Here is a 26,764-nt window from a genome sequence, read left to right on the forward strand (position 1 = left end):
GTCGACCCGCAACCAGTTTCAGAATAATTCTATAGCGACCCACATCTACACGCAGCCTGCGAGTGTCAGCAAAATTAACGCGAACGTCTGTCGATGATAAAGGACTTTATCATAGGATATCGGATGGACGATGATGCCAACGCCCCACATATGGTGGGAGCGCAAAATAGCTCCTTGCAGTTGCGGTTTACAGTTCGAATCCCTTCAGGGCGCAGGATGTGTCTCGGATTCCGGTCCAAAGCGGACCTTCAGCCTCACAACATCAACCGGCAACCTATTCCTAGCGCGGTTGACAAGGCATGTTCATCCAAAAATCCGGCGTCTAATCCTGGCCGGGAAGCGGCGCGGTTCTATCTGATCATGCAGGTGCCGAAGTGGCCGAAGGACCACCACTGATCGTATCAGACCGACCAGCCAGTTCGACGAAGCCCCAGCAGGGAGTTTTCGATGCCTCTGTTCATTGTGCACCATCGGCACTCACCCGAAACCTGTCCCGCGCGCGATCCGGCCAAGGGCGCGATGCTGTTGAACCATTTGAGCCGGCCGAGTGCTGCCCGCCACGGTGTGCTGATCAAGGGGGAAGCTGTCGCACAGGGCTCACATTCCCTGTTCTTCATTGCCGCGGCAGCGGATGAGACCGTGCTTCAGGCTTTTTTGACGCCTCTCCGTCAAGCCGGCGAGGTCGAAGTGACGGCAGCGATGACCTGCGCAGCGATGGTTTCGAGCGGCGGCTGTGATGGGCGCCCGGTGGACGTGTCCGCAGAGGTGCTCAACCCCGCAGATGCGTGCCAGGATGCCATCGAGGCTGGCCTTCTCATTCACAGCGTTAATCCGTTGAACGGCGAGACCTCGGTGCCGGACCTTGCAGGCGGTGCCGTGATGCCGAACGGTCGGTTCTACTTGCGGAACCACTTCGATATTCCGAACCTTGGCGGTGATAACTACCGGCTGTCGATCGGCGGGCTGGTCGAAAGGCCACTGAAACTGAGCATGAGGGAGCTTCACAACCTTCATGCGGAGAGCCTCGTGGTGACACTGGAATGCGCCGGCAACGGCCGCAGCCTATTCGATCCGGCCGTACCCGGCGAAGCCTGGGGAATGGGCGCCGTCAGCACCGCCGAGTGGACCGGGGTTCGCCTGATGGAAGTGCTTGAGCGCGCGGGCATGCGACCCGGGGCGACGGAACTCACCTTCCGCGGTGCCGACAGCGGGGTCGTCGACGGGCACGGCGCGCCGGTTCGTTTCGAACGTGGCTTAAGCTTGAACCAGATCGGTGAAACGGATGCGCTTCTTGCCTACGAGATGAACGGCGAGCCACTGTCACCACCTCATGGCTATCCATTGCGGCTGATCGTGCCCGGTTGGTATGCGGTGGCGTCCGTCAAGTGGCTGACCGAGATCGACGTTACCGACAAGCCCTGCGAAGCGTACTATCAGGCGGAGAAGTACTGGTACCATTGGGTGCGCAATGGGCATGACGAGCGCGCGCCGGTGAAGCTGATGAATGTGCGAGCGTTGGTATCTTCACCTGATGAGGGGGAGAACCTGCCGCGCGGCGAGACCGCGATCCGGGGTGTCGCATGGTCGGGCGCGGGGAGCATATCCAGGGTCGATGTAAGCCTGAACGACGGACCTTGGTGCGAGGCACGGCTCGTTGGCGCACGACGACGGGCTGCCTGGCAATGGTGGGAGTTAATCACGCGACTTGAGGAGACGGGGCCACTCACCGTGCGGGCGCGCGCCACCGACACGGCGGGCCGGACACAACCCGAGCACGCCGTGTGGAACCGGCTGGGCTACGGCAACAACTCGATCCACTCTGTAACAGCACGGGTAATCTGAAGCGAGAAAGCAGGCATTTCAAACCGGCGTCGTTACATGTGCGGTGCAAAGGCTCCTTTGATTTCAGCGATGACCGCCTCGGGCGCGCAATCGCCGCCACCTTCGAGCGGCTTGATCGCGCGCTTTGTCGGTCTGAAGGAAGCAATGGAAGTCACCAAGGTCTACATGCCTGCAATGGCATGACATGGGACAGCAGCCATTCGCGTCGCTCGTACTGGGGCTGTACACACATCGTTCGAGAGAGCTGATGTAGGTGCGGTCGATATCGGCGCGGTGCGCAAGCCGGGACCCTATTTTTTGGTTCGGCTCAATCACGGTGCGCGTTCTTAAAATTGAGGAATTGCGCGGCAATAAACCAGCACGAATCTCATTTTTAACGTGTGCTTTTCGGTTATGCAATTACAAGTAAATCGTTGCAATTGCGATGCTCAAAAGCGATGGATTTTTAGGGGTGCTGACTAATCAATTCGAGTTACGCAGCGGGCCCGGGCAAATACTCGGGCCTGTGCTTCTGAACCACGGGGGGCGCTTACTCCACCGTCACAGTGGCCGCCCTAAGCCTTCACGAAACTATCTACTCTTTTTCGGCTTCGACGGGAGCAGGCCTTCGCGTTGCATCTGCTTGCGAGCATTCTTGCGCTGGCGGCTCACCGCCTCGGCTTTCTCGCGCGCTCTCTTAACCGAGGGCTTTTCAAAAGCCTCGCGCATCCGCATTTCACGAAAAATGCCCTCGCGCTGGAGTTTCTTCTTTAAGACGCGGAGCGCCTGATCGACATTGTTATCGCGTACTAGAACCTGCATTAGCCGCTCGTAGGTTGGAAAAGGTCGCTCAACTTACAAGTTTTCGAGCTGATTCCAAGTTCACAGTTCGCAGAAATTCGAGCTTTCTAAAATATAAAGCGAGGCAACGCTGAAACCGGGACAGGAAGGCTTTCACGCCACCACAATCGGGACTTTGGTCGGCGACGCCTTGACCCGGTTGTAGAGGTCGATGACGTCCTGATTGATCATGCGCACGCAGCCGGAAGATGCTTGAGTGCCAATGGTCCACCATTCCGGTGAGCCGTGCACGCGATAGCCAGTGTCGTGACCGTCCTTGTAGATATAGTGCGCGCGGGCGCCGAGCGGGTTGTCGAGCCCGCCCGGCTGGCCGCCCGTCCATTTTACCAGCTCCGGCTTGCGCGCGATCATCTCTTTGGGCGGCGTCCAGATCGGCCACTCCTTTGTGTACTGGATCTCCGCGCGGCCGTTCCATTCGAAGCCGGCCTTGCCGATGCCGACGCCGTAGCGGATCGCTTCACCGCCTTCCTGCACCCAATAGAGATGCCGCTCGTTGAGCCGTACTACGATCGTGCCCGGCGCCTCTCCGGTCGGGTCGATGACGATCTGACGCCGGAATTCCGGCCTGACCTTCTGGAATGGGATTGCCGGGATCACGAAACCATTATCGATCAGCGAGGCATACATCGTGCTGTTGTCGGTGATGTTGCTGTCGACGCTGATCGGTGGGATCGGGCGGATGGACCCGGTCGGCATTTGGTCAACGCCAACAGGCGGCATGCCACCAGACGGCTCGATTGGTCCCAGCGACGGGAGTTCCAGCGTCTGCGAGCAGCCGGAAGCGCCAAGCAGGGTCATGACACCGAGGCCCGAAAGCACGGCGCGGCGGGAGACGATGTACCCGGACTCCGGCATGGGGGCGTCAGAGGACAGCTTCTGATCTTGCGGCTTATGCATGCGCTTTTTACCCAAAACGAACGGTCGGCATCATGCCCACCGGATGGGCACATTTTCACAATTCATGGTTAAGAAGGCGTGAAACCGGCCTCCCGGCCGCTTCCCTTTTGCAAGTGCAGGGTGGCAGATGCCATTTCGTGGGCTCGAGGGGCTGGATGGCAGGACCCAACTGCTCGTCGGAGCCGCTACATTTTGGGTTCTGCGGCAGCAGTTATGCGCTCCAGTGATTCCAGGGCGAGCAGCATGGGTCCGTGGTTAGGTGAATGGCGTTCAGACGGCTCCGAATTCGTATCAGGGGATGCGACGTTGCACGTTAGGAAGCCCGATGCTTCTTATGGAAGTTCGATCTCGCCATTCACCACGTGGTTGAGGTCGGTGCCTTCTGCCGTTAACGTCATGCGGACCTTCAGCTTTTGGCCGCCGGCCTGCCCTTCGCGCACCGTCTCCTCGATCTTGCGCTGCGAGGTGATGCCGACTTCCTTCAGAAACTTGCGGATCGACATGTTGAAGGCGTCTTCGCTCATGGCGGAACTCCACTGTGTCCGGAAGGGATTGTAAGGCAAGCCGCGCGATCAAGGAAGCAGGGCGGTGAGGCGCGGTGCGCTACAAGCACACTGCGACACGGGCGGAGGTTCCGGGGCCTTTGAACTTAATCGGTTCTGGGAGGAGGCGTGGAACCGATCCACGTTATGCGCGGCGGAAGGAGCTCGAAAATCGCATAATGTATCGTGCGGAACTTGGGTTTCGCGTTGCGCTCGGAGGAGCAATTCGACTTGCTCGGGAGCTTGGTGGCGGGATGGTGTCCGGGTCCACACACGGAAGGGCGACGGTCGGTTCATGGCGGCTATTTCGCGAGCAACCTCGTAGGTTTCGTCCGGCACGCCTGTCAGGACGTAGCCATAGACGCCGTTGAGGGCTTTGACGACGGACGGCCGTGATTGCTGCCCCTGCTCGTCTCACGAGGGTTTCAAAAGAACTTCAGGAAACTTTCCCCGAACGTTCCGGACATTTGGGCGGGCGCATGGGAGTTTTAGTCCGTCACCAACAATGAATGGAGCGACCAATGTCCTATATCCGCATCGACAGTACGATGTCATTGACGAGCGTCTTCCAGGTCGTATTGCGGATTTTGAAGCGCATTGCGGCACACGCGGCCGGGGCAGGTGGGAAACCCAACTCCCGCGTTACGGACGAAAGGGCCTTGGAAGCCTTTTCCAGGATGGGCGATGAGCAGCTAAACGATATCGGCGTCTACCGCAAAGTCCGCCGTATAAAATGGGACCATCTTGACCGGAGCCTCGCCTCGGAGGGGACGGCGGTGTTCGACTATTTTCGCCTGGATGGCTGAGGTGTATTTTCATCGCACTCACTTGGACGCGGGGGATGAGATGAGACCTGAACGCATCTACGAATTCGCAGGCCACACGCTCGATCTCGGTAGGGGCAGGCTCCAGCGCGGCCATGAGGACGTCGCACTCCGTCCGAAGTCCTTGGCAATGCTCGTTTACCTCGTCGAAAATCCGGGCAGGGTGATCGACAAGGAAGAGCTGATCGCCGCGGTATGGCCGAATTTCGATCGTCACCGATGATTCACTCAGCCAGTGCCTGAAGGGAGTGCGCGCGGCACTCGGCGCTGAAGGGGAAGGGTTTGTCCGTACGGTCCCGCGTCGCGGCTACATGGTGGATGCAGAGCAAATCCGCAGTCGGAACCGGCTTCCGGCCCGCCGATCGGAGAAACCGACCATCGCGGTCCTGCCCTTCCGACCACTGGCGCACGACCACGAGCACCATTGGTTCGCGGATGGGTTGACGGACGACATCGCCACGGCGCTGACACGAAGCCGGCAATTGACGGTCGTGTCACGGCCCGTTCGAGCCATTGAAACCGCGGCCCCTCCGCCCGCGACCGAAGTTGCCGAAGCGCTCGGCGTGCAATATGTCGTGGACGGTAGCGTCCGGCTGGCGGGGAGCACCTGCGCGTTTCCGCTCGGCTTGTCGATGCGCAATCGGCCACCATACTATGGGCCGATCGTTTCGACCGGTATCTGAACGACGTCTTCGCGATCCAGGACGAGATTGCGGAAGCGACCGTAAGGCACCTCGAACTCGAGCTTCTGCCGGAGGAACGACGGGCCATCCAGTTGTCCCGCACCGACAATATGGAGGCTTACACTATTATCGGCACGGGTGGCAATTGGCGCGCCACTGGAGCAAAGCCCATCTGCTTGTGGCACGCCGCTTGTTCGCCAAAGCAACTGAGCTCGACGCTGGCTTCGCGCCTGCTTACGCTGCCCTGGCCCTATGTGATTGCTATCTGCTGGAGTGGTCCGCAACCTCCCATACCCGTAGTTCCATTCTCGCCACGGCGGACATGGCATTGGCGCTCGATCCCAATCTCGCCACGGCGTATGTGGCCCGAGGTTCGGTTCTTCATCGGAGCGGACGTACGGACGAAGCCGCAGACGCTTATGCACGGGCAATGGCGATCGACCCAAGCTGCTATGAAGCAAAGTTGTTCGCCGGTCATCTGGCTTGGACGCAGGGCAATCGCCTAGCAGCTAAGGCTCGGTTCATCGAAGCGGCGGATTTGCGTCGCGAGGACTATGTCGCGCCCTATTTCGTGCTCGGTATGATCGACAAGTCAGGTCCCGACAGGCTTGCTTGGGCTCAGCTCGCTCTTGAGAGGATCGAGCGCGCGGTTACTCTCCAACCCGAGAATCCTGCACCACTGTCACGCGGCGCCGTTACGCTCGTCCATCTCGGCAAAATCTCGCAGGCCGCTTCATGGATTCGACGTGCCCTGACGCTCGATCCCGAGGATCCGGTAACCTGCTACAACGCGGCGGCGGTCTACTCCCTCTCCGGTGACCAGGACACTGCTTTGCAGTATCTCGAAACTTCCATCCATCATAGCTCGGAAGATGCTGCCACATTCATCCGGCACGATGGGGATCTAGACGCCGTTCGCAGGCATCCAGGCTACGACGCGCTTGTCGCAACCGGATGGCAGACGCGCTCCTTTGAATTGAGGATCGGCGCCGCCACCGATCGGTTTCACAACGAGAATGAGCGATGAGTGTGCCTGGGCGGCTTCCCGGAGGTTGACAAAGCGGCGTGGCTCACGCTCGCGAAGCCGACTCTCTGAGTTGAGAATGTTCTGGACCGGGAATACCGCCTGCAAGGAGCTCGAAGCCCATCCTGTATGCACTGATCCGAGGAGATCCGGGCTCCCGCGTCGCCCAGACATCACGGAGGCTGATGCTCGACCACCACCTCGGCGCGGCCCTCGTTCGACGGAGCTGCATGCGAACCACGGGTCTTCGGACGGTTGCGTGACGGCGATTCCGCCAAGCGTCCAACAAGGGCCTCGAGACACCCATCGAGCGCTACTTGAGAGAGGTTCGGTCGGTCCCGCCAGAGCTGCTGAAACTCCAACACGGCGTTCCGAAAAGGGGCCGGCCCTTCACAAGGGTCCTGTAATAGCGCTGACCATGCAGGTGTTACCCAATCGAATTATCTCGCCGATCTCCCGGCGAGATGGTTCACCAGACGTGCTGCTTCCTCAGCAACCCCCGCTATGATTCCCGATTTCCGTGTCGAGGCAAAATCGAGGCCGGAAAAATACAGTCCGGGAACGAATCCGATCCCGTCCTCGTGAATAGGCTGGCCGTCGTCATCGATGGTGTCCGGTATTTTGATCCACTGGAAATCGCCTCTGAAGCCTGTGCACCAAATCACCGACCGTATGCCGCTCGTCGCCAATTCGATTGAGCGGATCGGTGGATATGGCAGGCGTGGGGCGATCATCTCGGCTGGGTCATCCTCGGCTGGCGGCGCGTTCAGCCCGGCGCGCCGGATGTAATCGTCAATAAAGCGCTTGACGTCGGCTGAGCTCTGGTCGGCAAAGCGCATGTGCTCATCCAGGTTGTCGCCGAATATCAGGCTGCCGTTCTCGATACCCAAGAAGCGACCGAGCAACACGACTCCTTGGGCACTCAGCGATTGCAGGCTGATGGTGTGCGTGGCACCAAGCAGGGCTCGCGTCGGCAACTTCCCGGAAGGAAGGATGACTTCGCTGCGCGGGACGTCGAGAAAACCGGAAATCGTCATCCAATTGAAGATGTCGCCGCCGCGATAATAGCGGACCAGGCGTCCGGCTCGGCTCGTCGCCAAAAAGACCGAGCGCCCGGCGAGTGCCAGGTCCTCGGCGATCTGGCCGCCCGATTGACCGTTACCGATCACCAGAACAGCACCTTGCTCCAGTTCGGCGGCATTGCGATAGGCCGAGGAATCGAGCTGGCGAAGCGCTCCCGGCAGCTCCGCCGACGCAGGCGGGCGTTTCGGACAGTTCAGGCTACCGCTCGCGATTACGACGTTGCGGGCCCGAAGTACACCGCGCGGCGTCGTCACGAGAAAGAGCCCGTCATCCGTGCATAGTTCCCCTACCGAAGTGCCAGTTATCACCGGCAAACGATGCCGCTCGACATAGCTCTCGAGATAGGCGACGAATTGATGCTGCGTGCCGGCACCCCAAGGGTCAGGGACGTCGGGGGCATCACCGGGCAGCAACGAGCGGATGTTCGGCGAGTTCAGACGGAAGGAATCCCAGCGTTGGGTCCGCCACGTTTCTCCGACGCGGCCCTGTTCAAGCACCTGATGATCGCGGCCTTGCTGCTTGAGGAAATAACTGATCCCAAGCCCGGCCGAACCCGCACCTACGACGACCACGTCAAGTATCCCCGCCATGACACATCCTCCCAACAAGACGGCATCGTAGGAATCGAAGCGCAACGGCCTCGGATCAACGTTCAGGCAAACCTGCTGGCGGTGTGCTCCGCCGCCATCTGTCCTGTCCTGGATATGCTTTGATACAAGGAGGCTAACGCACCACGCAGCGAGGATACGACGGTAACATGAAAGTTCGATCAACTCTAAGGAGAAAGGCGTTGTTCGTTTCTGTGCCCGCAGGCTAGCAGCATCCCCAACCTCAACACGCAGGACCGTGATCCCTGTTGAAGGCAGAACTGGTGCAGCGTAACCTCCCCCAATGCCGGACGACCACAAACCAACTCTGGTTTCTGCCGCACCCCAAAGGAAGCTGGCAGTCATCCTTGCGGCTGATGTCGCGGGCTACAGCCGCTTGATGGAGCGTGACGAGGAGGACACCCACGAGCGGCTGCAGGGACTGCTGCGCGATGTCGCCGGCCAGCGGTCGAAACACACCGGGGGCGCATCTTCAAGACGGCAGGGGACGGGTTCCTGGCGGAATTCGCGAGCGCCATCGAAGCGGTGCGCTGCGCCGTTGATCTCCAGCGAGCGACAGCCGAGCGGAGCAAGGATGTTGACCAGGACCGCCGACTGGTTTTCCGAATGGGTATCAACCTCGAGGACGTCCTGGCTGACCAGGACGACGTGTTCGGAGATGGGGTCAATGTCGCCGCCCGGCTGGAGGCCTTGGCCGCGCCAGGCGGGGTGCTTATAAGTCACAGCGTTCACGAACAAGTCAATCGCAAGCTGCCGATGCAGTTCGTTGATCAGGGCGAGTGTCTGCTGAAGAACATTGCCCGCCCTATTCGGGTTTTCCGGGTGGACTGGGGACCTACCCACGGACGGGAGGACGGCGAGCCGAATGCCGTTCCGGTACTGCCGCGGGTGGCTTCCATTGCCGTGCTGCCGTTTGCCACCCTGAGCAGCGATGCGGAGCAGGGGTATTTCGCCGACGGACTCGCGGAAGACCTCATCACCGATCTTTCCAAAGTTGAAGGCCTCCTGGTGATCGCCCGTCATTCGAGTTTTGCCTACAGCGATCGCGCGCTGGATTTGCGTGCGATCGCCAAGGAACTGGGGGTCCGTTATCTTATCGAGGGAAGCGTGAGGAGGGCGGCAGCGCGCCTCCGGATCAATGCGCAGCTTATCGACGCCACTAATGTCAGCTGTCTTTGGGCGGAACGCCTGGACCGCGACCTCGCGGATATCTTTGCCCTGCAGGACGAAGTTGTCACCAAAGTGATCAACGCCTTGGCCGACGTCCTGCCGTCGGCGAAACCCCCTCCGAGCAGGAGAGTTACCGATCTCGAGGCCTACGACCTGTTCGTTCGGGGGCGAGCGCTCGCGACGCAATCGCTCAGGGAAACAAGGGCTGCCCGTCCGCTCCTCGCCCGGGCTATCGAGATCGATCCGGGCTTTGCCGGGGCGCATGCCTGGCTCGCGATGAGCCACCATTTCGATGCGCTTTATTACGGCTTATCGACGAGCACCGCGCTGCCGCCCGCACCGCCGCCGCGAAAGCCGTGGAGATAGATCCGGAAAACGCCGACGCGCATATCGTGCTGGGCTACCTGCGCGCCTATGAGGGCGAGTTCGAAGCGGGAGTGGCCGAGTTCGAGCTGGGGCTTCGGCTCAATCCCAATCACTCTGCGGGTTGGGCCCACCTTGCCGATCTCCGGGTGTTCGAGGGGCGTGCAAATGAGGCCGTTGAATGCGCCGAGAACAGTTTTCGCCTTAATCCCTATCCTCCAGGCGACCACTACTCGTTCCTCGGCTGGGCCCAGTATGCTGCTGGTCGATATCAGGATGCTGTCGAAACGCTCCGTCACCCACAGGCGGGTGGACCTGGCTCAAAACGCAATCTCGCCGCCGCGCTTGCGCGACTGGACCGTACCGCAGAAGCGCGCAGGGTGGGGAGGGAATTCCTCTCGGAATTTCCGAATTTTTCGGCCCGGCAGTGGGGTCGGACGCAGCCCTTCGGGGATGATGCCGACCGACAGCATTTTATCGAAGGCTATCTCAAGGCAGGGCTGCCAGAATGAGCGAAAGCGAGGAGGGTAGGGTTGGCGGCCCGGAACGAACCAGGTTGCCTATCTTCAGGTCGAAAAGGTCAGGCAGGAACACTCGGTAAAGATAGAAGCAACACCGGACGCGGCGGCGAAGAAGCAGCTGGAGACCGAAGGCAGCAAGAAAATGGTTGAGCCGTCAAAGCCTCGCCGTCCATTTCGGTCGAAGAATATTCGGCAATCCTTATGGAGGCGCAGAGCAATCCGGCCATCGCCAAGAAGGTTCAGGCAGAACTTCAAAAGGCGGCTCCGGCACAGCAGTAGGTGGCCTCGGCAGCAATCGGATTGCCGGACACTGCGGGTGGCCCGCGAACCCCATTTGCGGGCTCCCGGTGCTGAGTGATGAATGCCTAACTGACCGAGGGGCACGAGCTATGCTGGGCTCGAGCCAAGCATAGCTCGGGAAAGCAGAGCTCGCGAATGCAGCTAACGTGTCTCGCCAGACTGTTGCCGATTTTGTACGGGGAACTCACGTGCCTATCAGCAACAATCTCGCGAGCATCGCCTCCGCATTTGATAAGGCAGGGATAGAGTTTATTCCGGAAAATGGTGGCGGAGTGGGTGTTCGTTTCAAGAAGTAGCTCGGGCATGTCGCACGAGCAGGACGCACCGGGCATCAACTTTTGCCCACAATCGTGTGAGCGGGCTATCAATTTCCGACGTCTCTGCCATCAATACCCGCGTCTGTGAAGTCGAACGCTCAGACGCCGGGCCTCTCCTCTTGCGTGAGCAAGGGAGGGGCTTTTCGATTCTAGAGTGTTTTACTGACAACCTGCGTAGCGGCGGTAACGACCAGGGCGGCGATCGTGACCGCCGCACTGTAGCGTGTGACCTTCATTCGGCGCTTCTCGTGCGCCCGTCCAGTCATATCCCATCAGTCGCCTCCCTGCGGCCTGCCTGTCCACGATCTTCACTACCACTCTCACGTGACCGCAAGCTGCAGACACCGAATGGGATCAAACAACCAGAAACGCCGATGAAACCCAGTATTTGTGCCGGGTCTCTATTATTTCAGTTGTGATAGTTTGCCCCCCTTATGCGACACCGGGGAGGGGAGATGCGCAACACGTTTTCTACGACCGACATGGACGCGATCAGGCGGCGGCATGAGGAATGGTGTCGCGCGAATGACGTCGACCCAAACGGCCCTACGGGAATCGAGATGGCTATGAAATTGCTAGCGTCCTACAAGCCCGAACGTAGGCAAGCACGTCAAGAAAGAGATTCCACTGTCTAGCAGTCAATTCGCATGAAGGACCGATGCGCCGTCTGAGGCCTAGCTTACCAACTTTCACAATCATTCGGGCAATCCGGCCTTCCGATAGCCTTCGATAAAGCGCTGGAGCGTCTCCATATTGCGGGCGGGTTGTGCCGCGGCCCAGTGCGTAATCGTGAACTTTGGGGTCATCGCCATGAAAAGAGCTGCCTCATGCATCGCCTCGTCCCTGCGCCCAAGTTGGGCAAGGCTGGCCGCCAGTATGCGTCGCGAAGGGCTGCGGTAGATCGCATCCGTGCGCAAAATCTTGATGGCTTCTTCGTATTGGCAGGCCGCGTAATGCGCGAGGCCAAGCTGCCAATAATACCACCCGGCTGGGTGCGGATTTAGGCGAAGCGCCCTTTGGATCAGTTCGATCGCTTCCGATGCGCGACCTGCGAACGCCGCAAACTCCGAACAGATGGCCAGGGCATCCGCATTGTTTGGTTCCAGCGTGAAGGCGGCTGCAAACTCTTCATCGGACTCAGGCCAGCGTTTTTCATAGGCCAGCAAATATCCGATAAACCAGTGACCGGCAGCATCGTTCCTGTCCAATGCCAATGCCTTGCGGGCCAGCTCAAGGGCTCGTGATCGGTTCTCTTCCGTGGGTTCGATGCTCTGCGCCCACAATTGCCAGTAAACAAAAGCCAGCCAGCGAAATGCCTCCGCATATTCGCAATCGATGGAGACTGCCTGGTTCAAGAGTATCTCGGCTTCGCGAAGCGCTTCTGGGGAACTGTTGAACGCCGAGATCAGACTTCGTCCACGGACACAAAGATCATAAGCTTCCAGGCTCTTCGGGCGATTACGCGACGGTGATCCCGCCAAACGTCCAACAAGGGCCTCGACGATCTTGTCCGTGACTTCGTCTTGTACGCCAAAAATGTCTTCGAGATTTCGGTCGAAGCGTTCGGCCCAGAGATGATCTCCGCCAACGGCGTCGATGAGCTGAACGTTGATCCGCACGCGACCGGCGGCGCGGCGTGCACTTCCCTCCACGAGGTAGCGGACGCCCAGTTCGCGCGCGATCAATCGAACGTCGACCGACTTCCCCTTGTAGGCGAAGATGGAATGGCGCGCGATGACAAACAGACCGGCATTCCTTGAAAGGTCGGTAATGAGGTCTTCTGTCAAACCGTCTGCGAAAACGTCGTATTCGGCTTCCCCGCTCAGATTGGTGAACGGCAACACGGCGATGGACGGCCTGGTAGGCAGCGGCAGCTCCGGCTTTTCTGCGTGATCCTTCGCGGCCTCGGCCTCGGAAACACGATAGACGTGAACCTCTTCGGCGATGTTTTTCAGGGATTTCGGCCCGAGATCATCGTAGCCAAGTGCGAGCTTTCGTTTGACTTGATCATGGATGCCCGCGGAGACATAGATGGCTCCCGGCTCGGCAAGACTTTGCAGCCGTGCGGCGATGTTGACGCCGTCGCCATAGAGGTCACTGCCGTCTACGACAACATCGCCGAGATTGATCCCGATGCGCAGGACGATACGTTGCGCCTCTGGCAGCGAAGCGTTTGCATCCGCCATCCGCCGCTGTAGCTCGATCGCTCCTGACAGGGCGTTGACCGCACTCGTGAACTCAACGAGAACCCCATCACCCATCACTTTGACAATGCGGCCGCCATGTGCGCGCACGACAGGCTGGAGAATTTTCGCCCGGCGCTCCTTCAGCACGGCCAGCGTCGCAACCTCGTCCATCTCCATCAAACGCGAATAACCAACCACGTCCGCGACGACGATAGCTGCAAGACGGCGCTTAACGTGTTCTTCGGCCATTTGGGCATCTACCCGAAGGTGGCAACGACTCTATGATATTTGCGCCCTGGGTCGAAGTCCAACGGGCCGATTCCGAATGGAGTTCCGACGATCATATGAGTGCACATCCCACGCCTTTTCGAAGACGTGATTCGATCTCCGTGTGCGTCTACGCCGCGTGTGTTGCAGCCTTCCGACGGAGGTTTTGTTCTGAACACAGATCGGAGAAAGTGTATCCGGCAGCGCTATCTGGATTGCGTATCGCACCAGTTCCTTCGCAATCCTGCGACAACAACTTAAATGTTCGCTATCTGTGCAGCTAGGATCACATAACGTATCGTCCGGAACCCGGTAGGCGCTTCTGCGCGGTCATTACGTCACGCTTACGGAACGTCGATTGGGCCCGACCGATTCACTGTTCGCGACAACACTAGATTCCGTCATGCAGTTGCATTACATTGAGGCTTTGTGAGGAGAATTGTGATGGCTGCAAATGCACTGGTCCAGACCCGGATTGATGCTGACATTAAGGACCGCGCTACGGCCGTGCTGCAGAACATGGGGCTGACCGTCTCGGATGCTGTTCGAATCCTCTTAACCCGGACAGCGAACGAGGGCTCTCTGCCGCTGGAAATGGTTGGTAGCAGTGACGCCCACGACGCCTGGTTCCGCGCCAAAGTGTTGCAGGCCCTTGAGGACACACGACCCGATTTAGAGGATGCTGATGCAGAGGCTCGCTTCCGCGAGCGCCGGGCGGCTGCTCTGCGTAAGGCAGGGGCTGGCGACCGATGAGGCTTGTCTGGGCGCAGTACGCGCTTGACGATCGAGACGCTATCTTCAGTTACATTGAAAGCGAAAATCCGAAAGCGGCAATCCACGTCGATGAGGAGATTGTGCGAGCCATTCGACGTCTCCTCGACTTTCCCGAAAGCGGTCGTCCCGGTCGAATTGAGGGAACGCGGGAGTTGGTGATTCCGCGCACACCATACATCGCCGCCTACATGGTGTCGGTGGATCGGATCCGCATTCTGCGCGTCCTGCACGGCGCCCAGATATGGCCCTTCGAGTTCGGCGACGAGTAGTCCCAACTATGAGCCAACGAAGTCGCCGGTTCGAATCCCTTCAAGAGCAGCCATTCGACGGTCGGTTTCCGGCCTAAAACGGACGCTCGACCCAGCCTTCGATGTTGGAATAAGGTCTGGCCACATCGAAAGGGAGGCGAATGAATGCCGTATGGGATCACTATCAAAAGCCGCCACCGTACGGCAGACATGATTGTGAAAACTTGGAACGAGGCAAGTACCTTCGGCGATCGCCATCAGTGACGGCGCCAGCCGCGCGCTTTCATCCCGCCGCAATTGCCGCCTACGTCCAGGGACGTTGGGTTCTTACGTTGGCACGCATGCCGTTGTGGATATAGAGGCGAGCGGGGTCGCATGGGTGCGCCAGGAAGTGGAACTGCCTGGATGGGGCGCGAGCAGCTTTCTGTTGGACGGCCAACCACGTGAATATGAAAAGTCCGGTCATCACTGACCGAGCTTATGCTTGTGTGGTCCCAGGTTAGCGGTTTGCCCTAGGCCCAGTTTCGTGCCGACGGCAACAGGGGCGAGGCGAGCGGATTGGTGTGTCTCCCGTCAATCTGCTCCGCCAGGAGAAACGCGGTCGTCGGCCCCAATGTAAAGCCCTGATGGCCGTGACCAAAATGGAACCACAACCCCTTGTGCCGGCTGGGACCAACGACGGGCAGCATGTCAGGCATGCAGGGGCGGGTGCCCGACCAAGGCGTCTCCTCGACGGGTTCGCGCAGCACAAAAAGCTCGCACGCGGCGTTGACGGCATGCAGAATCTGTCGCGATGCCGACGCTGAGCCAGGCGGCGCCATGTGTGCCCCGGTCAGAACCCGCCAACCGGCGTTCATCGGCGCGATCAAGGTGGAGTTGTCGACATCCAGCGTTGAGACGCGCGGCCCGTCCGCAATCGCGAAATGCCGGTGATACCCGCGCTTGAACACCATGGGTATGCGATAGCCGAAGGTCTTGACGAGCGCCGGCGACCATGGTCCCAAGGCGACGATCACGTTTTGCGCCGATACAACGCCATCCTGAGACAACACTCGCCATCCTGCGCCGTGCTGCTGCAGCGTCATTGCATTGCCGCGATCCACGGTTCCACCGCGCGCGACGAAAAGGGCGGCGTAGCGGGCAACCAGTTCGCCCGGGTCACGACAGGTCCACGGCGAGGTCCAGTGTATCGCACCTGCCAGCCGGCGACGCATTCGAGGCTCGCTCGCAGCGAGTTCGTCCGCGCTCATCACATTTGACGGCACACCATAGGCCTGCTTCAGCCGCTCGGCGGTGGCGATAGCTGCCTCAAATTTCGCGGGGCTTCGATGGACGGCGCGCCACCCCTGCCGGACGATCAGCTCGCCGGCTCCTGCAGGTTCGATGAAGCGTGCATGATTTTCGCTCGCGCGCAGCACCAGCCGCGAATAGGCGGCGACGGTTCTGGCATATGGTGCGGGCGCCGACTGGGCGAAGTACCGCCAGAGCGGCCCTACCAAATGCGGCATGTCGCGCAGCCGCCAGTCGACATCGTTTGCCCGCTTCAGGGCAACCGACGCGATCTCGCGCATTGAGCGAGGGAAAGCGTATGGCTCGACGGCCTCGGTCTGGATGATGCCGGCGTTGCCGTAGCTGGTTTCCCGGCCAGGCGCCTTGCGATCGAGCAGCACCACCTGGTGGCCGCTTTCCTGCAGGGCGAGCGCGGTTGAGACGCCGACCATGCCGGCGCCGAGTACGATAGAGGTGGTCATGGATGGGGTTCGCCGTGGGTGCGTCAGAAGGTGAGGCGTGAATTGTAGCCGACCACGAACTCGATGAAGCGCGAGACGTCGACCATGTCGTCGCCCTGGTAGCGGATCGTATAGCCGTCGGTGCGTTCGATGCCCTTGAGGTAGGAAAGATATTCGGCCGGCAGGCGGTTGCGGAATACGATTTCCAGGACCGGACTGTCCAGCTTGAACGGCCTTGCCGAACCTGCCCTGGACAATGCCTTCTTGACGCCCTCGCGAATCCGGCGATGCGCGACGGCCGGCGTCAGCGTTATCGCCGATTGCGTGCTGTAGACCTGCTTCACCGGTACCGCAACGATGTCTCCGATAACCTGGCGTATCTCGTCCAATGCCACATTGTCGCCCGAGGCGAGCAGCACCGGCACGTCAAAATGGCCGGCAATGGCGGCGTTGATGCCGGCCTCCGGCATGACAACGCCGTTGATCCGCACTTCGGCAAAGGCCGTGCCGCCGATCGTATGCGACAGCACGCCACCGATATGGCTGGCGCCGGCGTGGTAGCCGATGAGCATCGCGCCGACGAAGGAACCGAGCTCGACGCCCTGCATCATCATCAGGGGACGTGGCCAACTGCGGACGATCTGCACATAGTCGGGCAGGCGATCGATCAGGATGCTCTCGCCATTCCCATGGGAATCGCTGAGGATAACCTCTTCCACGCCTTCCTCACGGGCCGCCTCGCAGGCGTTGACCACGGTATCGGTCATCCAGCGGCGCGCATTCTCGTACTCGAAGCCTTCCGGCATCAGCTGGTCGCGGCTTACCACGCCGACGATCCCCTCGATATCAGCGGAAATATATAGGCGCATTTCTGCCTCCCCAGTCAGCCGCGCTATGGCGCGGATAATGCATTTGACTTTCCGACGATAAACATAGTTTTATGATTAGAAAATATCTTTCTTGTTATGTGGGGCAAAAAATGAAGCTGTTCATCGCGGGGCTGGATACCGAAACCAACACCTTCTCGCCGATGCAAACGGGGCTTGAGGCTTTCAGGGAAAACCTGATCGCCTACGGCGATGGCACCAGCAAACCGCTCAACTGCTGCTCATCGCAGATGCTTGTCTGGCGCAATGCCGCCGAGGAAAGGGCTTGGGAAGTTGTGGAGAGCCTCTGCGCGGTGGCCGAGCCTGGCGGCAAGACCACGCGCGCGGTTTATGAGAGCTTCCGTGCAACGATCCTCAGTGATCTGAAGGCAGCCATGCCGGTCGACGCGGTGTTGCTTGCCCTACATGGTGCCTGCGTCGCCGACGGCTATGACGATGTCGAAGGCGACCTGCTCGAGCATATACGCCGACTGGTCGGGCCGAATGTGCCGATTGCTGCCGAACTTGACCTGCATTGCCACATCACCGAGCGTATGCTCGCCAATGCGACCATGATCGCCACCTACAAGGAATATCCGCACACCGATATCGAGGAGGTTGCGGGGCAACTGTTCCGGCTGATGGAGCGCACACTCGCCGGCGAAGTGCGGCCGAGAATGGGCGTTTATGATTGCCGTATGATCAGCACCTTCCATCCGCATCGCTCTCCGTTGCGCGGCATTGTCGACCGCATGAAGGCGGTCGAGGGTCAAGAGGGCATCCTCTCGGTATCGTTCGGTCACGGGTTCCCCTGGGGGGACGTCGAGGATGTCGGCGCCAAGATGCTGGTCGTTACGGATGACGATGCTGAGAAGGCGGCACGTACGGCAGAGGCTTTTGGCCGGGAGATTTTCGATGCGCGTGAGGAAATGCGCGGCACCTATCTCAGTATCGACGCAGCGCTGGACCGGGCCGTCGCGGCGACGAACGGTCCGATCGTGCTGGCTGACGTCTCCGACAATGCTGGCGGTGGGGCGCCGGGTGATTCCACCTTCGTCCTGCGACGGATCATCGAGCGCGGCATAGAAGACGTGGCGACCTGCCTCTACTGGGACCCGATTGCCGTGCGCATGTGCCGCGAGGCAGGTGAAGGCGCCACGCTGCCGCTAAGGATCGGCGGCAAAGTCGGGCCGGCCTCCGGCGACCCGCTTGATCTGACGGTGACAATCAGGCGCATCGCCTCGGATATTACTCAGCACTTCGGCCCAACGCCGCTTAGCATCGGCGATGCGGTATGGGTCAGCGCGGGCAGTATCGACATCGTGTTGAACACGGTGCGCACCCAAACCTTCCACCCGGAATGTATGACGGCGCTGGGCCTGAACCCGGCGCAGAAGAAGATTGTCGTGGTGAAATCCAGCAATCACTTCCGCGCCGGCTTCGAACCCATCGCCAGCGAAATCCTCTATGTCGGCGCTCCTGGCGCCTTGCGGCCTTCTTTTGAAGAACTGCCCTTTACCAAGCTGAAACAGCCCTACTGGCCCAAGGTCGCCGACCCGTTTGCGGAGTAGAGGAGGGACGCTGGTCTCCTCTCTGGTTGGTCCGATCGCGCCTTCGACGGGTCGATACCCCGCCTTTTTCCTCGGTCAACCGGAACGACCGGGTGGTCAAATGATGGCAGCGGTCGTCCAACGGGCGTGGCCATCGTGCGGCAAGTCTGGATTGCTTTTCAGGGCGATGTTGATTTCGGCCACGTATTATAGGAAATGGTTTTCCTATCATGCCAGTCGGATACCTCGGCGCTACCGCGCGGACTGCGGTCGGTGGCCCCGTCGGAATAGCTGAAGGCAAAATGGAGACGCCAACGATGACAGACGCGAAATCCAGCCTCGGCGATATCCTGAAGGAAATTCGCAACCGCAATCGCTGGACGCTGGCAGAGGTGAGCTCCATGACCGGACTTGCTGTGTCGACCCTTTCCAAGGTCGAGAACAACCAGATGCAGCTGACTTACGACCGGTTGATCCAGCTTGCCCAAGGGCTGGAGGTCGACATCGTCGAGCTTTTCGGCACGCCTGCAGCAAGCGGAGACACTCAGAACTTGCTAGGGCGCCGTACATACACCCGGACGGGCGACGGTCGGGCAATCATCACGCGGAACTATGATTACCTCTACCTTTGTACGGAGATCTCGAAGAAGTCGATGGTTCCCATCTTCGCGGTCGTGCGGGCCCGCACGCTGGAGGAGTTCGGGCCGCTGATCCGCCATCGAGGCGAGGAGTTCTTCTATGTTCTCGAGGGCGAGCTCGAACTTCACACCGAAATCTACGCGCCGCTCAGGCTGAAGAAGGGCGATTCCGCCTATTTTGACGCCATGACCGGCCACGCCTACCTCAGCGTGAGTGACGAACCAGCCCAGATCATCTGCGTGTGCTCTACCCCGGAAACCGAATTGGTCTCCACGCTTGAGAGCACGCAGACGATAAAGCACAGAGATTAGAATCTGGAAAAAGAGCGTACGATAGGAAAAAATCTTGCGCTTCGGAAAATCCTTTCCTAGTCTGTTGCTGCGGTGAATGCCGGGAGGGCATCGTGCGCCGCAGTTCTGGGGAGGACTACGAGATGAGCGGTTCCAAGTGGAAGTCGATCGGCATCGCATTGCTTCTGGCATCGACGCCTCTTTCCGGCGCGATGGCAGCGCAGGATGTGTTGGTACTGGCGCGGGCGGAAGATCCGCCGACCGCCGATCCGGGCGTTGAGATCAGCAACAGCGGTTACACGCTGATCTACGCTGCCTATGAGCGGTTGGTCGCGTACAAGGGGGCGACGACCGAAGTCGGCCCTGAACTGGCCGAAAGCTGGACGGCCGACGACGCCGGTCTGGTCTGGACCTTCAAGCTTGCCAATGGTCACAAATTCGATGACGGCTCGCCGGTCGATGCGGCAGCGGTCAAGTTCAGCTTCGACCGGCTGATGAAGCTGAAGGCGGGACCATCAGACGCGTTCCCGGTGCTGAAGGAGGTCGAGGTTGTCGACCCCCAGACGGTGAGGTTCCATCTGACCGCGCCCTTTGCGCCCTTCCTGTCGACGCTCGCCGTCTCAGGGGCCGCGATCGTCAATCCCAAGGTGATGGAGCATGAGAAGGACGGCGACATGGCGAAGGCCTGGCTCGCCGAGCATACGGCCGGAAGCGGCCCCTATCGCATCGCCTCCTGGGAGCGCAACCAGAGCATAGTGCTCGACAGCAACGAGCACTATGCAGGCGCCAAACCGGCGCTGAAGCAGGTCGTCATCCGCATTGTCGGCGACGTCTCGGCGCGCCGCCTGCAACTGACGAATGGCGATGCCGATATCATCGAGCAGATCCCGCTCGATCAGGCGGAAGCGCTGCAGAAAGACGCGTCCATCGTGGTCGAGAGCAATCCCAGCATGTATGTGAACTACATATACATGAACAACCGCCAGCCGCCGCTGGACGACCCGAAGGTGCGCCAGGCGATTTCCTACGCTGTCGATTACCAGGGGATCATCGACGGCATCATGCTGGGCCAGGCCAAGCAGATGCGCGGTGCCGTTCCGAGCGGCATGTGGGGCCACGATCCCCAGGGCTTCCAGTACAGCTACGACGTCGAGAAGGCCAAGGCGCTGCTTGCCGAATCCGGCAAGAGCGACATCCACCTGACCTATACCTTCTCGCAGGCCGACCCCGCCTGGGAACCGGTCGGCCTTGCGCTGCAGGCCTCTCTCGCCGAAATCGGCATCAAGCTTGACCTGCAGTCGGTCGCCGATACGACCAAGCGCGAACTGGCGGCCAACGGCAAATTCGACCTGGCGCCCGGTGCCTGGACGCCCGACTTCGCCGATCCCTACATGTTCATGAACTACTGGTTCGACGCCGGTAAGATGGGCGGCCCGGGCAACCGCTCCTTCTACAACAACAACAAGGTCACCGACCTTGTGCGGGAAGCGGGCTCGATCGTCGACGAAGACAAGCGCAAGGCGCTGTACATCGAGGCGCAGAAGCTTTCGACTGAGGACGCGCCCTACCTATACATCATGGAGAAGAACGACATCTTTGCCCGCCGCGCCGCGGTCAAGGGCTATGTCTATAACCCCATGCTGATCCAGGTCTACAACTTCGGCACGATGTCGAAGACGGAGTGAGCTTAGCGGATCGAACAGATCCCTACAGCTCTCCATCGACGGAACGCCTGCCGCAAGCCGCAAGGTTCTTGCGGCAGGGGTTCCTCATTCCCAAAGCTTAAGTCAGGGTTTCCCTGCCGAAAGGGCTGGCGTCCATGGCAATCACCCGCATCATTCTTCCGCGTCTGATCCTTCTGCTTTTCGTGGTGCTGGGGGTCGCCATCATCACCTTCACCATCTCGCATCTCATCCCCGGCGATCCAGCGCGCATGATCGCGGGCGACCGGGCAAGCGCCGAAACGCTTGAAAACGTCAGGCGCAATCTGGGTCTCGACCGGCCCGTCGTCGAACAGTTCACCATCTATATCGGTAATCTGCTAAAGGGCGATCTCGGCACATCCTTGCGCACCAACCGTCCCGTCGCCGCCGATATTCGCACCTTCCTGCCGGCGACGCTGGAGCTTGGAACGGTCGCGCTCTTCATTGCGATCTGTCTGGGCGTGCCGCTTGGCGTGCTGTCGGCCGTCTACAAGGACGGTCCGATCGACCAGATTGCGCGGACCGTCTCCGTCTCAGGCATATCGATGCCGGTGTTCTGGTTCGGCCTGATCCTGATCTATGTCTTCTACGCCAAATTCCAGATCCTGCCCGGTAGCGGGCGCCTGGCCATGGGCATCATCCCGCCCGAACGCATCACCGGGTTCCTGCTGATCGACTCGCTGTTGCAGGGCCGCTTCGATGCCTTTCGCAGCGCCGCCTATCACATCATCCTGCCGGGCTTCGTGCTGGCCTTTGCCAATATGGGCGTGATCACACGGCAGATCCGCGCCTCGATGCTGGATGTGCTGCAGGAAGATTACATTCGAACCGCCCGTGCGAGTGGTCTGCGCAAGGGCATGATCATCTTCAACTACGCGCTTCGAAACGCGCTGATCCCGTCGATTACCCTGCTTGGATTGGCGCTCGGCGATCTTCTCTACGGGGCGGTGCTGACCGAGACGATCTTCGCCTGGCCGGGCATGGGGACTTACGTCGTCACCTCCATCCAGACGCTCGATTTTCCGGCCATCATGGGGTTCACCATCGTCGCATCCGTCGGCTACGTGCTGATCAACCTTCTGGTCGATCTCGCCTACATGCTCGCTGACCCGCAGATCAGGGAGGTCTGATCATGTCTGCCGTCATTCCGACTGAGCCAGCTGTGGCAACTGCCGCTGCGCGCAGGGCCAAGCCCCTATCCGAGCGGCTGCGCTATCTCTGGTATCTCGGCCGTCGCAGCCCGCTGACGCTGCTGGGAGTTGCGATCATCCTCATGGTCATGGTGATGATCGTCGCGGCACCATGGATCGCGCCTTACAATCCCGACAAGGTCTCTCTGACCGCGCGCCTCTTGCCGCCGAGTTCCGCGCATTGGTTCGGCACGGATGAAGTCGGCCGCGACCTGTTTTCGCGGGTGATCTTCGGGGCAAGGGCGTCCTGTGGCGCGGCCTTCATGATCGTCCTGATCTCGACCGCGGTTGGGGTGCTGATCGGCTGTTTTTCCGGAGTGGTCGGTGGTCGCGTCGACACCACGATCATGCGCCTCATGGACGTTGTGCTCGCGCTGCCGGCCCTGGTGCTCGCCATGGCGCTGGCCGCAGCCCTCGGCCCGAGCCTGTTCAATTCCATGCTGGCGGTGGCGATCGTGCGGATCCCCGCTTATGTGCGCCTCGCCCGCGGTCAAACCCTGTCGCTCCGCGGACAGGTCTACGTCAAGGCGGCGCGCACCTATGGCGCTTCGTCGTTCTACATCCTGCGCTGGCACATTCTGCCGAACGCCATGTCGCCGATCATCGTGCAGGCGACTCTCGATCTCGGCGGCGTCGTGCTGATTGCAGCCGCCCTTAGTTTCATCGGTCTCGGTGCACAGCCGCCGACCGCCGAGTGGGGCGCTCTGGTCAGCAGCGGTCGCAGCCATATGCTCGATCATTGGTGGTACGCGACCTTTCCGGGCCTTGCCATTCTGATTACCGCCATGGGCTGCAATCTCGTTGGCGACGGCATTCGCGACATGCTCGACCCGCGCTTGAGGGGCAGATGATGAAACCAATTGACCAAGGCGGCCAGGCGCTGGCCATTCACAACCTGTCGCTGGAGTTTCCAACCTTCAGCGGCGCGATCAAGGCGCTCGACAATGTGTCGATCGAGGTCGGAAAGGCGGAGATCGTCGGGATCGTCGGCGAATCCGGTTGCGGCAAGTCGGTGACGACCATGGCCGCGACCGGGCTCTTGCCCCAGGGGCGCTACAGGATCACCGGCGGCTCGGTCAGCCTGTTTGGCCGCAGCACCCTGACCATGGACGACAGCGAACTTCAGGATGTTCGTGGCAAAGTGGTTTCGACCATCTTTCAGGAGCCGATGAATGCGCTCAACCCGACCATTCGCATCGGCAAGCAGCTCACCGATGTCATCATGCGACACGAAGAGACAAACTTGCCGGACGCCAGGTGCATCGCGCGGGATATTCTCGCCGACATGCTGATCGGCGAGCCGGAGCGGGTGATGAACCTCTATCCGTTCGAACTCTCGGGCGGCATGCGACAGCGCGTTCTGATCGCCATGGCATTCTCCTGCAACCCCGGTCTCATCATTGCCGATGAGCCAACGACCGCGCTCGACGTCACCGTCCAGGCCGTGATCTTGCGGCTCATCCAGAACCGCGCGCGTCGCACAGGCACATCCGTCGTCTTCATCTCGCACAATGTGGCCGTGGTGTCGCAGCTCTGCGACCGGCTCTACGTGATGTATGCCGGCCGGATCGTGGAGCACGGCGCGACCCGTAGCGTTCTCGAGGCGCCGCAGCATCCCTATACCCAGGCTCTGCTGCGCTGCCTGCCGGAGCGAGTGGCGCCGAAGCAGGAACTGGAAGCGATCCCCGGTGCGGTGCCGAACCTTCTGCACCCGCCTGCCGGCTGCTACTTCCAGCCGCGATGCAAGGAAGCGGTGGATCTGTGTCGATCCCGGTCTCCGCAATTGGTGGGGTCCGATGGCCAACAGGTGGCGTGCTGGCGACGCGGCGCCACGCCGGAAGCTTTGGGGCAGGAGGGCCGGCAATGACCAAGGGTGTTCACACAGCCGCGCGACCGATTCTGGAGGTTTCCGACCTCCATGTGCGCTTCCCGGCGTCCCGTAACTGGCTCGGCCGCCCCACCTCGCATGTGCACGCCGTCAACGGCGTCAACCTTGTGGTGCGTGCCGGCAGGAGCCTCGGTATTGTCGGCGAGTCCGGTTGCGGCAAGAGCACGCTCGCCCAGGCGATTATCGGGCTTGCGCCTTATGAGCAGGGCAGAGTGACGATCGATGGCCAGGACTTTCAGGCAACGCAGGGACGAGAGAAGCGCGCGCTGCGGCAGAAGATGCAGATCGTTTTTCAGGATCCGCAATCGTCGCTCGATCGACGCCTGCCGGTCTGGCGGCTGATCAGCGAACCACTGCACATACGCGGCGGCTGCAGCAAGGCAGAGCTGCATGCAAAGGCCGAGCAACTGGCCGTCTCCGTCGGCCTGAGGCCGGAGCAACTCGATCGTCTGCCGCACGAATTCTCAGGCGGACAGCGCCAGCGCATCGCAATCGCGCGTGCCATCAGCACCGACCCGGATCTTCTGGTATTGGACGAGCCGACCTCGGCCCTCGACGTGTCGGTGCAGGCGCAGATCATCAACCTGCTTTTGAGATTGCAGCGGGAACGTGGTCTCAGCTACCTCATGATCTCGCATGACGTCGCGCTGGTGCGCCACTTCTGTGACGATGTCGCGGTGATGTATCTCGGCCAGATCGTTGAAGCGGGGCCGGCCGAGGAAGTGTTGCGTTATCCTCGGCACCCATACACGCAAACGCTCCTGGCGGCCGCGCCCAGTTTTGAGACGCCCTTGCCGACCATTGCCGAGGTGCGGACCGGCGAGCTTCCCAACAACCGCAGACTGCCGGCCAGTTGCTTCTACAAGGAAAGATGCGGCCACGCGGCCGCCGGCTGCGAGGTGCGGCAGGTTCTGCAGCGCGCCGAGGACGGCGCCCGCCATATCAGGTGTCATCTGGCGCTGGGGTGAGGCGCTAGACAATTCCTAGAGCGCACACTCCGCCGACCGCTGGCATCGGCGACAGCGGTGCGGCGCTATGCCGTTTGGGGCGCACTCACGGCGTTTAAGAAAGATTAGTTTCCTATAGGAAAATAATTTGATTGATTTTGCCGGGTGTGCAAACGTGCCTCAGCCGCCTCGGGCGGCTCCCGCCATCTGGGGCCGAGCGTCGCTTGTGCCCGCGCCTTGCCGGAGACGACCTTGACTGATGCAGCACCGATCGCGGCTTTCCTTCGACCAGATCCGGTCCTCCTGCCGACACCCTATGTCGAGATCGATGACGACCGATTGATGCGCAACCTGCGCGGCATGCAGGCGCGGGCGGATGCCGCCGGCGTCGCACTGCGGCCGCATATCAAGACGCACAAATGCTTGGCGATTGCGGGCCGCCAGCTTGAACTTGGAGCGGTCGGCGTGACCGCGTCGAAGCCGGAAGAAGCGCTTGTCTTCGTCGAGGCCGGCATTCCCTCGGTGACACTTGCGTACCCGATCGTCAGGCCCGAAGCGATCGATCGGCTGGTTCTGAGCGTAAAGGCGCGCGGAACCGAGCTGCTCTTGATCGCCGCACACACGACCGGCGTCGATGCGATTGGTGCCGCGGCAGAGGCACATGGCGTAAAGCTTGGCGTGTTTCTCAAGATTGACGTCGGCCTCGGCCGTGTCGGCGTGAAGCCGCAGGATCCCCATGCCCTCGTGCTGGCTGAGAGCATCAGCCGCCACCCGCACTTGACCTTCGCCGGCCTGCTTTCGCACGCTGGCCATTCCTACGGCGGTAAGAGCCTCGAGGACCTGACGAAAATTGCAGATGCGGAGGCGCTGGCGCTCCGCGAATTGGCTGACCGATTGCGGCGATCGGGGATCGATGTGCCGAGGGTTTCAGTCGGCGCCACGCCGACCTGCCTCGGCGCCCCGATCCCTGAAGGCGTGACCGAAATCCGCCCGGGGAACTACGCGTTTCTCGATCGCACGGCGCTGCGTCTCGGCATTTCCACGCCAGACGACATCTCGCTCTCGGTCATTGCCACGGTTGTGGCGCACAACGACAGGCATTTCCTCGTCGATGCCGGCTCCAAATCCCTGTCATCCGATCTCGGGGCGCATGGCTCAGGCGGCAGCGGGTTCGGCGTAGCGGTCAGCGCGGATAGCGAATGTGAGGAAGCCTGGGAGGTCGAGCGCCTCTCCGAGGAACATGGTTTCGTGCGCTTCTCAAAGGTACCGCCCTCAATCGGCAGCCGTGTCCGAATCTTCCCCAATCACGCCTGCGCCGTCGTCGCTCAATTCGACAGCGTGACCTTGCGGCAATCGGATGGGCGGGCGGTGGCGCTGCGGGTCGATGCCCGTGGCCGCCAGACCTAATCGCTTGAACGGCCGTTCTCCACGGCCGCAGGCGGAACTCTTGATTTTGAACAGCTGAAAGAGGC

Annotated in this window: 25 protein-coding genes and 2 pseudogenes; 19 read left to right on the forward strand and 8 right to left on the reverse strand. The window is 60.7% G+C overall.

The annotated features are described in order from the left end of the window. Positions 1 to 447: 447 nt before the first annotated feature. Entirely contained in the window at positions 448 to 1,842 is a 1,395-nt protein-coding gene (locus tag V7S54_RS20710; protein ID WP_336409461.1) for a sulfite oxidase, read from the forward strand. Positions 1,843 to 2,055: 213 nt separating this feature from the next. On the opposite strand, the pseudogene V7S54_RS20715 reads toward V7S54_RS20710, so the two are convergent. The 4 genes and pseudogenes from V7S54_RS20715 to V7S54_RS20730 form a co-directional block, all read right to left on the reverse strand. Then, a pseudogene (locus tag V7S54_RS20715) lies at positions 2,056 to 2,175 on the reverse strand (transcriptional regulator); the annotation flags it as partial. A gap of 237 nt (positions 2,176 to 2,412) precedes the next feature. Further along, positions 2,413 to 2,643 carry a 30S ribosomal protein S21 gene (gene rpsU / locus V7S54_RS20720; protein WP_057249963.1) on the reverse strand — a complete coding sequence of 77 codons (231 nt, stop codon included), beginning with the start codon at positions 2,641 to 2,643 and terminating at the stop codon, positions 2,413 to 2,415. A gap of 132 nt (positions 2,644 to 2,775) precedes the next feature. Beyond that, a complete protein-coding gene (locus V7S54_RS20725) occupies positions 2,776 to 3,537 on the reverse strand; it encodes a L,D-transpeptidase (RefSeq protein WP_234793150.1) in 762 nt (253 codons plus the stop codon). Positions 3,538 to 3,911: 374 nt separating this feature from the next. After that, entirely contained in the window at positions 3,912 to 4,103 is a 192-nt protein-coding gene (locus V7S54_RS20730) for a DUF6494 family protein (RefSeq protein ID WP_065375820.1), read from the reverse strand. Positions 4,104 to 4,642: 539 nt separating this feature from the next. On the opposite strand from V7S54_RS20730, the gene V7S54_RS20735 reads away from it, so the two are divergent. From V7S54_RS20735 to V7S54_RS20750, 4 genes are all read left to right on the forward strand, one after another. Next, positions 4,643 to 4,927, forward strand: coding sequence for a hypothetical protein (locus tag V7S54_RS20735; RefSeq protein ID WP_065375819.1), 285 nt, complete (start codon positions 4,643 to 4,645; stop codon positions 4,925 to 4,927). 40 nt (positions 4,928 to 4,967) lie between these two features. Next, on the forward strand, positions 4,968 to 5,168 hold the full coding sequence (locus V7S54_RS20740) for a winged helix-turn-helix domain-containing protein (RefSeq protein ID WP_065375818.1): 201 nt from the start codon (positions 4,968 to 4,970) through the stop codon (positions 5,166 to 5,168). Between the two features lie 25 nt (positions 5,169 to 5,193). Next, entirely contained in the window at positions 5,194 to 5,628 is a 435-nt protein-coding gene (locus tag V7S54_RS20745; RefSeq protein WP_176707588.1) for a hypothetical protein, read from the forward strand. Between the two features lie 190 nt (positions 5,629 to 5,818). Beyond that, positions 5,819 to 6,655, forward strand: coding sequence for a tetratricopeptide repeat protein (locus V7S54_RS20750; RefSeq protein ID WP_065375816.1), 837 nt, complete (start codon positions 5,819 to 5,821; stop codon positions 6,653 to 6,655). 437 nt (positions 6,656 to 7,092) lie between these two features. Here the strand turns inward: V7S54_RS20750 and V7S54_RS20755 are convergent, their stop codons facing one another. Then, complete coding sequence (locus V7S54_RS20755; RefSeq protein WP_065375815.1) at positions 7,093 to 8,325, reverse strand: flavin-containing monooxygenase; 1,233 nt, start codon at positions 8,323 to 8,325, stop codon at positions 7,093 to 7,095. A 534-nt stretch (positions 8,326 to 8,859) separates the two neighbouring features. On the opposite strand from V7S54_RS20755, the gene V7S54_RS20760 reads away from it, so the two are divergent. From V7S54_RS20760 to V7S54_RS20775, 4 genes and pseudogenes are all read left to right on the forward strand, one after another. Then, positions 8,860 to 9,879 carry an adenylate/guanylate cyclase domain-containing protein gene (locus V7S54_RS20760; protein ID WP_442892583.1) on the forward strand — a complete coding sequence of 340 codons (1,020 nt, stop codon included), beginning with the start codon at positions 8,860 to 8,862 and terminating at the stop codon, positions 9,877 to 9,879. After that, positions 9,870 to 10,388, forward strand: coding sequence for a tetratricopeptide repeat protein (locus V7S54_RS20765; protein WP_234793149.1), 519 nt, complete (start codon positions 9,870 to 9,872; stop codon positions 10,386 to 10,388). Before V7S54_RS20760 ends, V7S54_RS20765 begins: the two co-directional genes overlap by 10 nt. Before the next feature lie 43 nt (positions 10,389 to 10,431). Beyond that, positions 10,432 to 10,676 (forward strand): annotated as a pseudogene (locus tag V7S54_RS20770) (DUF4168 domain-containing protein); the annotation flags it as partial. 167 nt (positions 10,677 to 10,843) lie between these two features. Continuing rightward, the gene (locus V7S54_RS20775) at positions 10,844 to 10,993 is read left to right on the forward strand and encodes a transcriptional regulator (protein ID WP_419178173.1); all 150 of its coding nucleotides are present in this window, start codon (positions 10,844 to 10,846) and stop codon (positions 10,991 to 10,993) included. Between the two features lie 716 nt (positions 10,994 to 11,709). Here V7S54_RS20775 and V7S54_RS20780 read toward each other — a convergent pair. Beyond that, positions 11,710 to 13,449, reverse strand: coding sequence for an adenylate/guanylate cyclase domain-containing protein (locus tag V7S54_RS20780; protein ID WP_336409460.1), 1,740 nt, complete (start codon positions 13,447 to 13,449; stop codon positions 11,710 to 11,712). A gap of 462 nt (positions 13,450 to 13,911) precedes the next feature. Between V7S54_RS20780 and V7S54_RS20785 the strand changes: the two genes are divergently transcribed. Together V7S54_RS20785 and V7S54_RS20790 are read left to right on the forward strand one after the other, a co-directional pair. After that, positions 13,912 to 14,220 (forward strand): type II toxin-antitoxin system RelB/DinJ family antitoxin, encoded by a 309-nt coding sequence (locus V7S54_RS20785; RefSeq protein WP_065375813.1) that lies wholly within the window; start codon positions 13,912 to 13,914, stop codon positions 14,218 to 14,220. Continuing rightward, entirely contained in the window at positions 14,217 to 14,510 is a 294-nt protein-coding gene (locus V7S54_RS20790) for a type II toxin-antitoxin system RelE/ParE family toxin (RefSeq protein WP_065375812.1), read from the forward strand. Before V7S54_RS20785 ends, V7S54_RS20790 begins: the two co-directional genes overlap by 4 nt. Positions 14,511 to 15,001: 491 nt before the next feature. Here V7S54_RS20790 and V7S54_RS20795 read toward each other — a convergent pair whose 3' ends face one another. Together V7S54_RS20795 and V7S54_RS20800 are read right to left on the reverse strand one after the other, a co-directional pair. After that, positions 15,002 to 16,240, reverse strand: a complete 1,239-nt coding sequence (locus V7S54_RS20795) for an NAD(P)/FAD-dependent oxidoreductase (protein WP_065375811.1) — start codon at positions 16,238 to 16,240, stop codon at positions 15,002 to 15,004. Positions 16,241 to 16,263: 23 nt separating this feature from the next. Beyond that, positions 16,264 to 17,088, reverse strand: a complete 825-nt coding sequence (locus tag V7S54_RS20800; RefSeq protein ID WP_336409459.1) for a M55 family metallopeptidase — start codon at positions 17,086 to 17,088, stop codon at positions 16,264 to 16,266. Positions 17,089 to 17,198: 110 nt separating this feature from the next. On the opposite strand from V7S54_RS20800, the gene V7S54_RS20805 reads away from it, so the two are divergent. The 8 genes from V7S54_RS20805 to V7S54_RS20840 all read left to right on the forward strand — a co-directional run bounded on the left by V7S54_RS20805 (position 17,199) and on the right by V7S54_RS20840 (position 26,699). After that, positions 17,199 to 18,656: a M81 family metallopeptidase gene (locus V7S54_RS20805; RefSeq protein WP_065375809.1), complete on the forward strand. Its 1,458-nt coding sequence runs from the start codon at positions 17,199 to 17,201 to the stop codon at positions 18,654 to 18,656. Between the two features lie 296 nt (positions 18,657 to 18,952). Continuing rightward, a complete protein-coding gene (locus V7S54_RS20810) occupies positions 18,953 to 19,585 on the forward strand; it encodes a helix-turn-helix domain-containing protein (protein ID WP_065375869.1) in 633 nt (210 codons plus the stop codon). 92 nt (positions 19,586 to 19,677) lie between these two features. Next, the gene (locus tag V7S54_RS20815; RefSeq protein ID WP_234793148.1) at positions 19,678 to 21,249 is read left to right on the forward strand and encodes an ABC transporter substrate-binding protein; all 1,572 of its coding nucleotides are present in this window, start codon (positions 19,678 to 19,680) and stop codon (positions 21,247 to 21,249) included. A 134-nt stretch (positions 21,250 to 21,383) separates the two neighbouring features. After that, a complete protein-coding gene (locus V7S54_RS20820; RefSeq protein WP_336409458.1) occupies positions 21,384 to 22,397 on the forward strand; it encodes an ABC transporter permease in 1,014 nt (337 codons plus the stop codon). A gap of 2 nt (positions 22,398 to 22,399) precedes the next feature. Continuing rightward, complete coding sequence (gene ddpC, locus V7S54_RS20825; protein WP_065375806.1) at positions 22,400 to 23,308, forward strand: D,D-dipeptide ABC transporter permease; 909 nt, start codon at positions 22,400 to 22,402, stop codon at positions 23,306 to 23,308. After that, positions 23,308 to 24,324 carry an ABC transporter ATP-binding protein gene (locus V7S54_RS20830; RefSeq protein ID WP_176707593.1) on the forward strand — a complete coding sequence of 339 codons (1,017 nt, stop codon included), beginning with the start codon at positions 23,308 to 23,310 and terminating at the stop codon, positions 24,322 to 24,324. Before ddpC ends, V7S54_RS20830 begins: the two co-directional genes overlap by 1 nt. Next, positions 24,321 to 25,313 (forward strand): oligopeptide/dipeptide ABC transporter ATP-binding protein, encoded by a 993-nt coding sequence (locus tag V7S54_RS20835; protein WP_065375804.1) that lies wholly within the window; start codon positions 24,321 to 24,323, stop codon positions 25,311 to 25,313. The genes V7S54_RS20830 and V7S54_RS20835 overlap by 4 nt, the downstream gene beginning before the upstream one ends. A gap of 231 nt (positions 25,314 to 25,544) precedes the next feature. Continuing rightward, positions 25,545 to 26,699, forward strand: a complete 1,155-nt coding sequence (locus V7S54_RS20840; protein WP_065375803.1) for an alanine racemase — start codon at positions 25,545 to 25,547, stop codon at positions 26,697 to 26,699. Positions 26,700 to 26,764: the final 65 nt, after the last annotated feature.

Origin of the sequence: Ensifer sp. CCNWLY38 (assembly GCF_037120565.1) — a bacterium.
GTDB lineage: Bacteria > Pseudomonadota > Alphaproteobacteria > Rhizobiales > Rhizobiaceae > Ensifer > Ensifer adhaerens_H.